Annotated in this window: 13 protein-coding genes; 6 read left to right on the forward strand and 7 right to left on the reverse strand. The window is 72.3% G+C overall.

The features are described 5' to 3' along the window. Positions 1-50: 50 nt before the first annotated feature. The 5 genes from ACFQQI_RS13895 to ACFQQI_RS13915 all read left to right on the forward strand — a co-directional run bounded on the left by ACFQQI_RS13895 (position 51) and on the right by ACFQQI_RS13915 (position 5,508). The gene (locus ACFQQI_RS13895; protein WP_378564162.1) at positions 51-617 is read left to right on the forward strand and encodes an RNA polymerase sigma factor; all 567 of its coding nucleotides are present in this window, start codon (positions 51-53) and stop codon (positions 615-617) included. Then, the gene (locus tag ACFQQI_RS13900; RefSeq protein WP_378564165.1) at positions 614-2,056 is read left to right on the forward strand and encodes a M1 family metallopeptidase; all 1,443 of its coding nucleotides are present in this window, start codon (positions 614-616) and stop codon (positions 2,054-2,056) included. Before ACFQQI_RS13895 ends, ACFQQI_RS13900 begins: the two co-directional genes overlap by 4 nt. Before the next feature lie 58 nt (positions 2,057-2,114). Beyond that, positions 2,115-3,101, forward strand: coding sequence for an NAD-dependent epimerase/dehydratase family protein (locus ACFQQI_RS13905; RefSeq protein ID WP_378564168.1), 987 nt, complete (start codon positions 2,115-2,117; stop codon positions 3,099-3,101). Next, a complete protein-coding gene (locus tag ACFQQI_RS13910; protein ID WP_378564171.1) occupies positions 3,098-4,576 on the forward strand; it encodes a carboxyl transferase domain-containing protein in 1,479 nt (492 codons plus the stop codon). The genes ACFQQI_RS13905 and ACFQQI_RS13910 overlap by 4 nt, the downstream gene beginning before the upstream one ends. Before the next feature lie 113 nt (positions 4,577-4,689). Further along, positions 4,690-5,508 (forward strand): SDR family oxidoreductase, encoded by an 819-nt coding sequence (locus tag ACFQQI_RS13915; RefSeq protein ID WP_378564174.1) that lies wholly within the window; start codon positions 4,690-4,692, stop codon positions 5,506-5,508. Positions 5,509-5,511: 3 nt separating this feature from the next. Here the strand turns inward: ACFQQI_RS13915 and ACFQQI_RS13920 are convergent, their stop codons facing one another. The 4 genes from ACFQQI_RS13920 to pdhA are packed head-to-tail and all read right to left on the reverse strand — an operon-like array spanning position 5,512 to position 10,013. Beyond that, positions 5,512-6,459, reverse strand: coding sequence for a DUF2804 domain-containing protein (locus tag ACFQQI_RS13920; RefSeq protein WP_378565552.1), 948 nt, complete (start codon positions 6,457-6,459; stop codon positions 5,512-5,514). Next, positions 6,441-7,841: a dihydrolipoamide acetyltransferase family protein gene (locus ACFQQI_RS13925; protein WP_378564177.1), complete on the reverse strand. Its 1,401-nt coding sequence runs from the start codon at positions 7,839-7,841 to the stop codon at positions 6,441-6,443. The genes ACFQQI_RS13920 and ACFQQI_RS13925 overlap by 19 nt, the downstream gene beginning before the upstream one ends. A gap of 1 nt (position 7,842) precedes the next feature. Then, positions 7,843-8,826 (reverse strand): alpha-ketoacid dehydrogenase subunit beta, encoded by a 984-nt coding sequence (locus tag ACFQQI_RS13930; protein WP_378564180.1) that lies wholly within the window; start codon positions 8,824-8,826, stop codon positions 7,843-7,845. Further along, positions 8,826-10,013: a pyruvate dehydrogenase (acetyl-transferring) E1 component subunit alpha gene (gene pdhA / locus ACFQQI_RS13935; protein WP_378564183.1), complete on the reverse strand. Its 1,188-nt coding sequence runs from the start codon at positions 10,011-10,013 to the stop codon at positions 8,826-8,828. The genes ACFQQI_RS13930 and pdhA overlap by 1 nt, the downstream gene beginning before the upstream one ends. A gap of 302 nt (positions 10,014-10,315) precedes the next feature. On the opposite strand from pdhA, the gene ACFQQI_RS13940 reads away from it, so the two are divergent. Continuing rightward, positions 10,316-11,101, forward strand: a complete 786-nt coding sequence (locus ACFQQI_RS13940) for a LuxR C-terminal-related transcriptional regulator (protein ID WP_378564186.1) — start codon at positions 10,316-10,318, stop codon at positions 11,099-11,101. Positions 11,102-11,288: 187 nt separating this feature from the next. Here the strand turns inward: ACFQQI_RS13940 and ACFQQI_RS13945 are convergent, their stop codons facing one another. The 3 genes from ACFQQI_RS13945 to ACFQQI_RS13955 all read right to left on the reverse strand — a co-directional run bounded on the left by ACFQQI_RS13945 (position 11,289) and on the right by ACFQQI_RS13955 (position 13,395). After that, on the reverse strand, positions 11,289-12,230 hold the full coding sequence (locus ACFQQI_RS13945) for a glutathione S-transferase family protein (RefSeq protein WP_378564188.1): 942 nt from the start codon (positions 12,228-12,230) through the stop codon (positions 11,289-11,291). 43 nt (positions 12,231-12,273) lie between these two features. Then, positions 12,274-12,408, reverse strand: coding sequence for a hypothetical protein (locus ACFQQI_RS13950; protein ID WP_378564190.1), 135 nt, complete (start codon positions 12,406-12,408; stop codon positions 12,274-12,276). 75 nt (positions 12,409-12,483) lie between these two features. Then, entirely contained in the window at positions 12,484-13,395 is a 912-nt protein-coding gene (locus ACFQQI_RS13955; protein WP_378564193.1) for a DUF6801 domain-containing protein, read from the reverse strand. Positions 13,396-13,553: the final 158 nt, after the last annotated feature.

A 13,553-nucleotide genomic window follows, 5' to 3' on the forward strand; every position in this document is an offset into this window, starting at 1 on the left:
CTTCCCCGTCGTCGGACACAATGGTGCCGCCGACGGGGAAGGGTGCGTTCATGACCGACGAGGGACTGGGTCCCGACGAGATCGACGAGCTGGCCAGGCGGGCGCAGGGCGGTGACCGCGACGCGCTCGAGTCGCTGCTGGCCGCCGTCCGGCCGCGCACGCTCAACGTCTGCCGCGGGGTGCTCCCCCACCTGCCGGACGCCGAGGACGCGTGCCAGGAGGCGCTCATCAACGTCTCCTCGAGGATCGGGTCGTGGCACGGTCAGGGCCGGTTCACCACGTGGCTGCACGTCGTCGCCCTCAACAGCGCGCGCTCGACGTACCGCCGCATGAAGAACCAGGCGACGCCCCGCGACCCGATGGAGCACGGCGGCGTCGAGCGGCCGGACCCGCGCACGACCAGCGTGATCGCGGGCACCCGGCTCGACCTGCTCGAGGCGATGGAGACCATCGAGAAGGACCACCCGCAGTTCGTGGAGCCGCTGCTGCTGCGCGACGTCTACGGGATGCCCTACGAGGAGATCGCCCGGCTCGTCGGCGCCCCGCTCGGCACGGTGAAGGCGCAGATCCACCACGGCCGCCGGCTCGCCCGTCCGCTGCTGCGGGGCGGCGAGTGAGGGCCGCGCTCGGCGCCGGCCTCGCGGCCGCGCTGCTGCTCGCGGGCTGCACGACGGAGGGCGACGAGCCGGACGACGCGGCGACGCCGGCTGCCCCGCCGTCCGCCACCCAGCAGGCCGCGGGGCCGCCGGGGCTGAGCGAACCCGTCGAGGACAGCGTCTACCCCGACGTCGGCGACCCCGGGGTGGATGCGCTCCGCTACGACCTCGACCTCAGCTGGCAGCCCGCGACGCGGACGCTCGAGGGTCGCGAGAAGGTGCGCCTCCGGTCGACCGAGGACGACGACAACCTCCAGCTCGACCTGTCCGGCGACCTCGAGGTCGCGACCGTGACCGTGGACGGCGCCGCGGCGGAGTTCGAGCACGACGGCAAGGACCTCGTCGTCTCCCACCCGGTGCAGGCGGACACCCGCTACACGGTGGTCATCGAGTACGCCGGCACCCCGCGCCCGGTGCCCGCGCCGACCAAGCGCGAGGACTTCAGCACCACCGGCTGGACCACCACCCGCACGGGCGAGGTCTGGACGATGCAGGAGCCGTACGGCGCCTACTCCTGGTACGCCGTCAACGACCAGCCGTCCGACAAGGCGCTCTACTCCTTCCGCATCTCGGTCCCGTCGCCGTGGGTCGGCGTCGCGAACGGCACGCTGACGTCCCGCTCGGAGCGTGCTGGCCGCACGATCACCCGCTGGACGCTCGACGAGCCGGCGGCGTCGTACCTCGTCACGATCGCGATCGGCGACCTGGTGATGACGAAGGACCGGTCGCCGTCGAGCGTGCCGATCACCTACTGGACGCAGCGCGACCGCCCCGACCTCGTGGAGCGGATGCGCAAGGCCCCGGCCGGACTGGCGTGGCTGGAGGAGCGGCTCGGGCCGTTCCCGTTCGGCTCCCTGGGATTCCTCGTCGTCGAGTCGCAGAGCGGCATGGAGACCCAGACGATGATCACCCTCGGCGACACCCGCTACGCCACCTCGCCCGAGGTGCTCGTGCACGAGATGGCGCACCAGTGGTACGGCGACCAGGTCACCCCCGTCGACTGGCGCGACGTCTGGATGAACGAGGGCATGGCGATGTACCTCCAGGCCAGCTGGCAGGACGAGGTCCAGGGCCAGGAGCTCGACCTGACCATGGACTACTGGGAGCAGCTCGACGCGCAGCTGCGCGCGGACTACGGACCTCCGGCCGACTACGACCCCGAGGCCTTCGGAGGCACCAACGTCTACACCAGCCCCGCGCTGATGTGGCACGAGCTGCGCGGGCGGATCGGCGACGAGCTCTTCTGGCGGCTGGTCCGGGAGTGGCCGGCCGCCAACGACAACGGCAACGCCGACTACGACGACATCACCACGTGGTGGTCGGAGCAGACCGGCGAGGACCTCAGCGACTTCTTCGACGAGTGGCTGCTCGGCGAGGAGACCCCGGAGCGCGCCCCCTGACTTCTGCCGTGGGCGGAACCGCTTGCCCCACAAGGGCTTTCGCGACAGCGTGTCCGCCGTGAAGATCCTGGTGCTCGGCGGTTCCGTGTTCCTGTCCAAGGCGGTCGCCGCCGACGCGCTGGCGCGCGGCCACGAGGTCACGTGCGCCAACCGCGGGACGTCCGGACCGGTGCCCGAGGGGGCAGCGTTCGTCCACTGGGACCGCGGCGACGACGTGCCGGCCGAGCTCGCGGCGGCGGCGTACGACGCGGTCGTCGACGTCGCCCGGATGCCCTCGTGGGTGCGCGCGAGCGTCGCGGCCTGGCCCGGCGCGCACTGGGTCTTCGTCTCGACGGTCAACGTGTACGCCGACGACTCGACGCCCGGCGGGCGGCCCGGCACGCTGCCGCTGCGCGAGCCGCAGCCCGACGACGTCGACCTGAAGGCCGACCCCGAGGCGTACGGCCCGATGAAGGTCGCCTGCGAGCAGGTCGTGCGCGACGGCGCGGCGTCGTGGACCGTGATCCGGCCCGGCCTCATCGTCGGGCCCGACGACCCGACCGGCCGGTTCACCTACTGGCCCGTGCGGCTCGCCGACGGCGGCGAGACGCTGGCGGGCGGGACGCCCGCGGACGAGATGCAGGTGATCGACGTCCGCGACCTCGCTGCCTGGATCGTCACCTGCGCCGAGCAGCGCACGCCCGGCGACTACGACGGCGTCGGAGAGGTGCTGCCGATCGGCGACCTCCTCGCGCAGGCGGCCGTAGGCGTGGGCTCGGACGCCGGCCTGACCTGGGTGCCGCAGGAGTTCCTCGCCGAGCAGGGCGTGCAGCCGTGGATGGGCCCGGAGGCGCTGCCGCTGTGGCTCCCGCGTCCCGAGTACGACGGCCTCGGCAGCCACGACCCGGCGCCGTCGTACGCCGCCGGACTGGTGCTCCGCCCGATCGCGGACACCGCCCGCGACACGCTCGCCTGGGTCCGCGCGACGCCGGACGCCGCCGTGAGCGGAATGTCACGCGATCGGGAGGCCGCGGTGCTGACCGGGTGGCATAACTTGTCCGAATGACGCGCCGCCTCTCCGCTGCCGAGCTGATCGACCTGGTCCTCGACGAGGGCTCGTGGACCTCGTGGGACACCCCGCCGACGTACGAAGACCTCAGCGACGAGTACGCCGCGGAGCTCGCCGCCGCCCGCGAGAAGAGCGGCGTCGACGAGTCGGTGCTGACCGGCGAGGGGCTGATGCACGGGCGCCGGGTGGCAGTCGTGATGGGCGAGTTCCGCTTCCTGGCGGGGTCGATCGGGCGCGCCGCGGCCGACCGGCTGGTCGCCGCGGTCGAGCGGGCCACCCGCGAGGGGGTGCCGCTGCTCGCCGGGCCCGTCAGCGGCGGGACCCGGATGCAGGAAGGCACGCCGGCGTTCGTCCAGATGGTGCGGATCACCGAGGCCGTCGCCGCGCACAAGGCCGCCGGGCTGCCGTACCTCGTCTACCTGCGGCACCCGACGACCGGCGGCGTGATGGCGTCGTGGGGCTCGCTGGGACACCTGACCGTGGGCGAGCCCGGCGCGCTGATCGGCTTCCTCGGCCCGCGCGTCTACGAGGCGCTCTACGGCAAGCCGTTCCCGGAGGGCGTGCAGACGGCGGAGAACCTCTACGCCCACGGCATCCTCGACGCCGTCCTGCCGCCCGAGGAGATCGCCGGCATCCTCGACCGCGCGCTCGCGATCCTGCTGGCGCCGCGGCACGGCATCAAGCCGGTGCCCGCGCCCGTGCCGCTGACGCCGCTGCCCGAGGTGGAGACCTGGGACTCCGTCGTCCGGTCGCGGCGGCCCGACCGGCCCGGCGTACGACGGCTGCTGCGGTACGCCGCGAGCGACGTCATCCCGCTCAACGGCACCGGCCAGGGCGAGCACGACCCCGGCCTGCTGCTCGCGCTCGCGAGCTTCGGCCAGGCACCCTGCGTCTTCCTCGGCCAGGACCGCCGCGGCCAGACCGAGGAGCACCCGATGGGGCCCGAGGCGCTGCGCGAGGCCCAGCGCGGCATGCGGCTGGCCGCCGACCTCGGCCTGCCGCTGGTCACCGTCATCGACACCCGCGGCGCCGCGCTGTCGGCCGAGGCCGAGGAGGGCGGCATGGCCGGCGAGATCGCCCGCTGCCTGCACGAGCTCGTCACGCTGAAGGCTCCGACGCTGTGCCTGATGCTCGGCGAGGGCAACGGCGGCGGCGCCCTCGCGTTCCTGCCCGCCGACCGGGTGATCGCCGCCCAGCACGCCTGGCTCTCCCCGCTGCCGCCCGAGGGCGCGAGCGCGATCGTGCACCGCGACCTCGACCACGCTCCCGAGATGGCCCGGTCGCAGAAGGTCCGCGCCCTCGACCTCCGCGACCGCGGCATCGTCGACCGCGTCGTCGCCGAGCTCCCCGACGCCGCCGACGAGCCCGAGGCGTTCTGCCAGCGGGTCGGTGCCGTCCTCGAGCACGAGCTCGCCGCCCTGCTCGACGCCGGTCCGGGTTCGCCGGCCGACCGGGCTCGCCGCTACGTGTAACGGGGTGTTGTGGCATCCTCCAGCCCGTTGTGACGGGTCAGCAGACGCCACAACACCCCGTTACAGCCATCGGGCCGCCCGCACCAGAACTAGAACGCGTTACAGTCCGGAGCATGAGGACGTACGTCGTGAGCGGGGCGGCATCGGGGATCGGGGCGGCGACGGCGCGGATGCTGCGCGGCCAGGGTCACCGGGTCATCGGGATCGACCGGGCGGAGGGCGAAGGTGTCGACGTGGTCGCCGACCTCGCCACCCGTGAGGGGCGCGCCGGAGCGGTGGCCGCGGTCAAGCAGGCGGCCGACACGATCCACGGGGTGGTGCCGGCGGCGGGGATCGCCGGTCGCACCGGCGTCGACTCGGCGCTGCTGGTGTCGGTCAACTTCTTCGGGGCGATCGCGCTGGTGACCGGCCTCCACGAGGAGCTGACCCGCGGGGCAACGGACGCCGGGGCGGGCGTCGTCCTGCTCGCCTCCAACTCCATCACCGGCATGCCCGGCTGGAACGCCCCGGTCGCGCAGGCCTGCCTCCGCGACGACGAGGCGACCGCCCGGGAGGAGGCGGCGAAGGTCGACTCGGTGATGGTCTACCCGTCCAGCAAGGCCTCCCTGGCCTGGTGGTCGCGGCGGGAGGGCGTGAAGCCCGAGTGGGCCGGGGCGGGGATCCGGCTCAACTCCGTGGCACCCGGCGCCACCGAGACACCGATGGTCGAGGAGATGCGCGCGGACCCGCTGCTCGGCGCGGCCGTCGACTCCTACCCGACCGCGATCGGCCGCACCGGCCGGCCGGAGGAGGTCGCGGCGACGATCGGGTTCCTGCTGTCCGAGGGCGCGGGCAACATCGTCGGCGCGGTGATCTTCGTCGACGGCGGCACCGACGCCATGCTGCACCCGATCTCGCCCCCGGGCTGGGAGGTCACCGGCATCGAGGCGTAGCCCTCACCAGCGGTTGCGCGCCTCCTCGGCCCAGCCCACGAGCCCGTCCAGCGGCACCCGCTCGCCGTCGTCGGCGGCGGCCCAGCCCGACCAGTGCCCGAAGCACTGGTGCGTCTCGTTGGCGACCACGCCCAGGTTCGTGCGCGACACCTTCTCGTGGAACGGCGTGAACGTCGCGTCGACGCCGTCGCCGTGGATCCGCCACGGCCGCTGCCAGTCGGCGCGGTCGTACTCCCACACCAGGTCGGCGTCGATCTTGTGCAGCCGGCCGTCGACGAACAGCCCGTTCTCGGTGACACCGGTGCCGTCGGTCCACCTGCCGCCGAGCGTGATGCCGAGCCCCGGTCCGGAGCCTGCGGCCCAGTTCCAGGTGACCGCGTACGGCCACTTGCCGCGGCCGTGGTCGAGCACACCCCAGCCCTCGACGTCGTACGACGTGCCGTCGAGCCGCAGCGACCCGGTCACCGGGCGCGAGACGTCCTTCACCGTGTACTGGAACCGGCGGCTGCTCCACGGCACCACGACACCGAGCACGTCGGCGCCCGGCGCGACGGCGAGGTCGACCTCGACCCCGGGCGCGCTCGCGCGCAGGACTCCGTGGCACACCTCGATGTGCAGCGCCCTGGACGTCAGCGACGCGACCCCGCCGTACTCGGCCGGCATCGCGACGCCCCGGCCCAGCGGCGACACCGCCTCGTGCTCCCAGGTGCGGCCGGTCTCCCGGTCGAGCCCCCACAGCGAGCAGACGCCGGCGTAGTCGAGCGAGGAGACGACGATCCCGATGCAGAAGCGCTCGGTGACGACGCCCCAGTACTCCCAGCGCTTGGTCCGGCCCCAACCGCGGAGGTTGGGATTGACGGCGGGATGGCGGTACCAGCCGACGGCCGCCTCGTTGAGGCGGCCGTCGGACTGGCAGAGGTCGATCGACGCGTTCAGAAGAGCAACGCCGATGCCGGGTCTTCGAGGATCCCCGCCACGTCGGCGAGGAAGCGTGAGCCCTTCTCACCGTCGATGTGCCGGTGGTCGAAGGAGAGTGCCAGCGTCGTCACGTCGCGCGCCACGATCTCGCCGGTCGCCTCGTCGACCCACGGGCGCTTGTTGATCGCGCCGAAGCAGAGGATCGCCGACTCGCCGGGGTTGATGATCGGGGTGCCCGCGTCGACGCCGAAGACGCCGACGTTGGTGATCGTGAACGTGCCGCCGCTCATCTCCGCGGGCTGGGTCTTGCCGGATCGGGCGGTGTCGACGAGCTCGCCCAGCGCACCGGCGAGCTCGACGAGCGAGAGCGACTCGGCGTCCTTGACGTTCGGCACGACCAGCCCGCGCGGGGTGGCCGCGGCGATGCCGAGGTTCACGTAGCGCTTGTAGACGACCTCCTGCGCGGCCTCGTCCCACCAGGAGTTGATCTCCGGCGTACGCCGCATCGCGAGGATGACCGCCCGCGCCAGCACCAGCAGCGGGCCGACCTTCACGTCGCGGAGCTCCCGCCGGCCCTTGAGCCGCTCGACCAGCTCCATGGTGCGCGTGACGTCGACGGTGATCCACTCGGTGACGTGCGGGCTGGTGAAGGCCGACTGGCTCATCGCCTGCGCCATCATCTTGCGCACGCCCTTGATCGGCTCGCGGGTCTCGCGGTCGGTGGTCGAGGTGCCGCGAGCGCCAGCGAGCGGCCTCGAAGCCTCCGCGCCTGCCGCATCTTCGACGTCCGCCCTCGACACGGTGCCGTTGGGGCCGGTCGGCGTCAGCGCGGTGATGTCGACGCCGAGGTCCTTGGCCAGCTTGCGCACGGGCGGCTTCGCCAGCACGCGTACGTCGGCGCCACCGCGCGCCGCGGGGGCCACGGTCTGCGCCGGCACCGGCTCGGGCGCCGGCTCGGCCTCGACCATCGGCGGCGTCGCGCCCGGCTCGAAGGCCGCCTGGGTCTGCCACTGGGCGGCGGCCGCACCGGTCGCGACCTTGCGCGCGCGGCGCACCGGCCCGCGGTCGGCCTTGTTGCGGCCCACCAGCGACTCGCCCTCCCCGCCGCCGGAGGCGGCCGGGTTCGACAGGTCGATCTCGGCTGGCGGGGCTTCGGCCGGCGCTGGTGCCGGCGCGGACGCCTCGTCGCCGATCGCGATGATCGGCGTGCCGACCGGCACCGTCTCGCCCTCGGGCACCAGCAGCGCGGTCACGGCGCCGGCGAACGGCGACGGCAGCTCGACGATCGACTTCGCGGTCTCGATGTCGACGATGACCTGGTTGATCTCGACGACGTCGCCCACGGCGACGTGCCACTTCACGATCTCGGCCTCGGTGAGGCCCTCGCCCACGTCGGGCAGCTTGAACTCGGCCACGTCAGAACTCCAACGATCGGTCGACGGCGTCCAGCACCCGGTCGAGGTCGGGGAGGAAGTCCTCCTCGATCCGCGACGGCGGGTACGGCGTGTCGAACGCGCCCACCCGCAGCACCGGCGCCTCGAGCGAGTAGAAGCACTCCTCGGTGATCCGCGCGGCGAGCTCGGCGCCCATGCCCAGGTTGACGTGCGCCTCGTGGGTGACGACGACGCGGCCGGTACGGCGTACCGACTCGAAGACCGGACCCATGTCGAGCGGGGAGAGCGTGCGCAGGTCGATGACCTCGAGCGAGCGCCCCTCGCCTGAGGCGGCCTCGGCGGCCTTGAGCGCGGTCTTCACGGTCGGGCCGTAGGCGAGCACCGTGACGTCGGTGCCGGTGCGGACGGTCCGGGACGTGAAGAGCGGCTCCGGCGTGGCGGTGTCGTCGAGGTCGGCCTTGTCGGCGTGGTACTGCCGCTTGGGCTCGAGGAATACCACCGGGTCGTCGGAGGCGATGGCCTGCTGGATCATCCAGTAGCCGTCGACCGGGTTGGAGCAGGCGACCACCTTGAGGCCGGGCGTGTGCGCGAACTGCGCCTCCGGCGACTCGCTGTGGTGCTCGACCGCGCCGATGCCGCCGCCGAACGGGATGCGGATGACCATCGGCATCTTCAGCTTGCCCTGCGAGCGGAACTGGATCTTCGCGACCTGGCAGACGATCTGGTCGTAGGCCGGGTAGACGAAGCCGTCGAACTGGATCTCCACCACGGGCCGGTAGCCACGCATCGCGAGGCCGACCGCGGTGCCGACGATGCCGGACTCGGCGAGCGGGCTGTCGATGACCCGGTCCTCTCCGAAGTCCTTCTGCAGCCCGTCGGTGATGCGGAAGACGCCGCCGAGCTTGCCGACGTCCTCACCCATGAGCAGGACCTTGGGGTCGTCCTCCATGGCCTTGCGCAGGCCCATGTTGAGTGCCTTCGCCAGCGTGACCTTCTGCGTCGTCATCAGCGCGCTCCCTCGAACGAGTCCAGGTACGCCGCGAAGCCGTCGCGCTGCACCTCGAGCTCCTCGGTCATCTCGGCGTACACGTGGTCGAAGATCGACAGCGGCGACGGGTCGGGCAGCGCCTTGCAGCCCTCGCGCAGGTGGACGCCGAGGTCGTCGGCCTCCGCCTGGACCGCCGCGAAGAAGTCGTCGTCGGCGAGCCCGTTGCGGCGCAGGTAGACCTCGACGCGGGCGATCGGGTCCTTGAGCTTCCAGCGCTCCAGGTCGTCGGAGAGCCGGTAGCGGGTCGGGTCGTCGGTCGTGGTGTGGGCGCCCATCCGGTAGGTGTACGCCTCCACGAACGTCGGGCCCTGGCCGTCGCGGGCCCGCTGGAGGGCCGCCTGCGTCACGGCGTACGTCGCGAGCACGTCGTTGCCGTCGACGCGGACGCCCGGGAAGCCGAAGCCGAGGGCGCGCTGGTAGAGCGGGATCCGGGACTGGCGCTCGAAGGGCTCCGAGATCGCCCACTGGTTGTTCTGGCAGAAGAAGACGACCGGCGCGTTGTAGGACGCGGCGAAGACGAACGACTCGTTGACGTCGCCCTGCGAGGAGGCGCCGTCGCCGAAGTGCGCGATCACCGCCGTGTCGCGGTCGACGTCGCCGGTGCCGACGAGGCCGTCGCGCTGGACACCCATGGCGTAGCCCGTCGCGTGCAGGGTCTGCGCGCCGATGACGATCGTGTAGAGGCCGAAGTTCTTCTCGGCCGGGTCCCAGCCACCCTGGTCGACGCCGCGGAAGAGGCCGAGCAGGTCGAGGGGGTCCACCCCGCGGCACCAGGCGACGCCGTGCTCGCGGTAGGTGGGGAAGACGAAGTCCTGCGGGCGGAGCGCGCGGCCGGCGCCCACCTGGGCGGCCTCCTGGCCGAGGAGCTGGGCCCAGATGCCGAGCTCGCCGTGCCGCTGGAGCGCGGTGGCCTCGACGTCGATGCGCCGGGTCAGCACCATGTCGCGGTAGAAGCCGCGGATGACCTCGTCCTCGGGCTGGCCCGCGGTGTCGAACCGGAACTCCGGGTGGTCGACGCGCTCGCCCTCGGGGGTCAGGAGCTGCACGAGCTCCGGTCCGCCGTCTTGCTGGGAGGGGCCGAAGACCTCGACGAGGTCGGGGCCGAAGCCCTCACCGCCCTCGCGTGGGGTTGGCTGCTGGGTCACGTGCACTCCTTCGAGGTCGCCGGCCTGGCGGGGTCTCCGCGTGCCGAGGTCAGGTGCGCCGGGGCGCGACCGCGGGGGTGGTGCGACCTGTGACCCGGAGCACAATCGTGCACGGCAAAAGTACCCGTGCCGTCCCGGCTGTCGCCAATCGCCCCCATGGGTCGCCAGGCGCCGCCACGGTGACGGCCGCGACACCACCGATTCCGGCGTTCCGGTTGCGGGCGGCCGCCGCCCGACGGACACTGCGGGACCGGGCCGCGACATGGCGCGGAACGAATTCTCGGGAAGGGCACGGGGGACAAGTGGCCGACGAGGTGACGATGCGTGCCGGCATGCGGCGCGTCCGGTCGCACGCGCCGATATCGGGCGTCGACATCCAGGTCGTCCAGGATGCCGCCGCCACCCTGCAGGTGCGCCGCGCCGACCTCGCCGCCCGCGTGTCGGCGGGCGCGGACGTCGGCGCCGAGCTGATGGCCGTCGGACTCACCGAGATCAACGACTGGCTGTTCGACATGTCCGCGGGAGCGACCGACATGCTCTCCGCCAACATGGCCGGCTACCCCGACCAGCTCCAGCAGAGCCTCCCGGTCAACCGCACCCGGCTCGCGAACGGCCTGAAGATGATCAGCCTGTGGGACTTCTGGCGCACCGACTACGAGGCGAAGGTGCTGCTCGCGAACGAGAGCGTCGGCACCTACCTCTTCGGCGTCGTCCCGGTGACGATGAAGATCATCGACCGGCGCTACGTGCTGCTCCCGGGCCCGGTGACCGCCGGCGACATCTCGATGATGAAGGTCTGGGACCCCGCGTGCCTGGAGGCCGCGTGGCGGTACTGGCGGACGGCGATGGCGCACACCATCCCGTTCCGACCGCGCTCGCCCGACGACACCGGGCTGACCGCGCGCCAGCACCAGATCATGACCCTGCTCGCGGCCGACCTGAGCGACGACGCCGTCGCCGCCGCCCTCGAGATCAGCATCCGCACGGTCCGGTCCGAGGTCGCCCGCGTGCTCAGCTCGCTGGGCGTGAAGTCGCGGTTCGCCGCCGGGGTGCGGCTCGATCTCTGGGACGAGGGCCCCGGGGGCTGAGCGCGGAGTTGCAGGAACCTGCAACCCGGATGACACGACCCGCACGGGTCGGCTGTCCTTGTCCCGGAGCGGAATCGACCGGCGGCGGGGGTGTCGGTCGGGTCCGTTCTCGGGCTCACGGCGTGACCGCCGACCCGGTAGAGCGTCGGCCACGGAACCGTCCGCTCCCAGGGTCGGCGGTTGGCCGTCAGCCGCGGCCGTGCGGCTCGAGCCAGGCCGCGGGAACCGGCCCCTTCGGCACGACCTGCGTGGGGTTCAGGTCCCGGTGGACGACGTAGTAGTGCGTCTTGATCTGGTCGAAGTCGGTGTTGCCGCCGAAGGCCGGGACGGAGTAGAGGTCGCGCGCGTAGCCCCAGAGGTTCGGCATCTCGGTGAGCTTCTGGCGGTTGCACTTGAAGTGCCCGTGGTAGACCGCGTCGAAGCGGGCGAGCGTGGTCCACAGCCGCACGTCGGCCTCGGTGATGGCGTCGCCCATCAGGTAGCGGCGGGTGGCGAGCCGCTCCTCGAGCCAGTCGAGCGCCACCCAGACCCGGTCGTAGGCCTCGTCGTACGCCTCCTGGGAGCCGGCGAACCCGCATCGGTAGACGCCGTTGTTGACCTCCGTGTAGATCCGCTGCATGACCATCTCCATCTCGTCGCGGAGGTCGGCGGGCCACAGGTCAGGCGCGTCCGCGCGGTGGTGGTCGCGCCACTCGAAGAACAGGTCGTGCGTGATCCACGGGAAGTCGTTCGTGACGATCTGCCCGGTCGGCTCGTCCACGATCGCCGGCACCGTGATGCCGCGGTCGTAGTCCGGGAAGCGCTTGAAGTACGCCGTCTGCAGCCGCTCGATCCCGAGAACCGGGTCGACGCCTCCGGGGTCGAGGTCGAAGGACCAGCTGCGCTCGTCGTGGGTCGGCCCGGGCGTGCCGAGCGAGATCACGTCCTCGAGCCCGAGCAGCTCGCGCACGATGATCGACCGCGTCGCCCACGGGCAGGCCTTCGCGGCGACGAGCCGGTAGCGGTCGGGCTCGACGGGCCACATCTCGCCCTCGACAGGTCCGTGCTCCGGTGTCCGTGACTCCCGGGTGATCCGGTCCTGGATGTAGTTCGTGTCGCGCTTGAACTCGCCCGAGCTCGCGTAAGCCATGCGTTCAACCCTAGGTGTCGTCGTCCGGCCGCCGACGGGCACCTCAGCGGCGACGGTGACGGCGCTCGCGGACCTTGTCGGTGGCGGCGCGGATGCGCGCCTGGTTCTCCGGCTTGCGCGCCTCGTCGTACAGCTTCTTGGCGACACCGGCCAGCGCCACGGCCCTCATCAGCTTCATGCTGCGACGGTACCCACCACGCGGGTTGTGCTACCCAGCGTGCGCTCGGGCGCACGCTGGGCAGCACGCCTCTGGTCAGCGGACCCGGAAGGTGACCTTGTCCGTGGAGCGCTTCGCGTCGGTCGCGCCCTGGTAGGTCGCGGTCAGGGTGTACTTCCCGGGCTTCCGCACCCGCTTGAAGGTGTACGAGGCACGGCTGTTCGTGAGCCCGACCGCCTTCGCCTTGACGACCTTCTTGCCGCGCTTGAGCGCGAACTTGATCGTGCCGCTGGCGGCAGACTTCGGGCTCAGCGACACGGCCGCCCTCGCGCGGACCTTGTCGGTGCGGGCCTGGTACTTCGCCTTGGCCACGGTGGTCGAGGCCGCCTTCGTCGCGGGCGGAGCAGGCGGCTGCGGGGTCGTCGGCGTCGCAGTAATGGCCGTGCGGCTGACCAGGAGGTTCGAGCCGCTGGCCGGCGTGCACGGGATCTCGAACGGCGACTCCGTGCCACCGGCGTTGAAGAGCGACATGACGACCGTCTGGGCCCCCGCGGCGATGTCGATCGTGCCGCCCGCCGGGCCGGCCGTGATGGGCGCTCCGGTCCCGGTGCCGGTGAGCGGGACGTCGCCGTCCGCCGGAACCGGCGTGCGCGGGATGGTCAGCGTCACCGGCGCCGGCGCGCCGTTCACCGTGGAGAGCGACTGGATCGTCCCGCCGATCTCCGTCGTGCCCAGCAGCGAGCGCATCGTGTCGGCGAGGCCGTCCGGGATCGTCAGCACCGCCTTCGTGCTCGGCGTGAAGGACTGCCCGGTCCCGATCTGGCTCGGTGCATTGGTCGTCACGTTCGTCGGGAACGTGTTCGCCCCGAGGACCGGGACCGTGCAGTCGAAGCTGATCGGCACGGCCGACGCGCTGGTGGCGGTGCCGACGACCGCGGTTGCCCCGGCCGCGAGGCCGAGCACGCTGCCGGCCGCGATCGTGCGGAAATGACGGTGGCGCAGTGTCATGAGTATCCCTCCCAAGTGGAATGTGACAGGCGCCACCTCCCAATGGCGCCGCGGTCACTCCACCACAGAACGAGAACAGGTTCTAGACTCCCGGCCGAAAAATGTGGCACCAAGTGTCAATCTCAGTTGCACGCGCGGTGTCAGCGCCGTTGTCAGCG

The sequence above is a fragment of the Nocardioides sp. GCM10030259 genome (assembly GCF_042666375.1).
In the GTDB taxonomy this organism is placed as follows: Bacteria; Actinomycetota; Actinomycetes; order Propionibacteriales; family Nocardioidaceae; genus Nocardioides.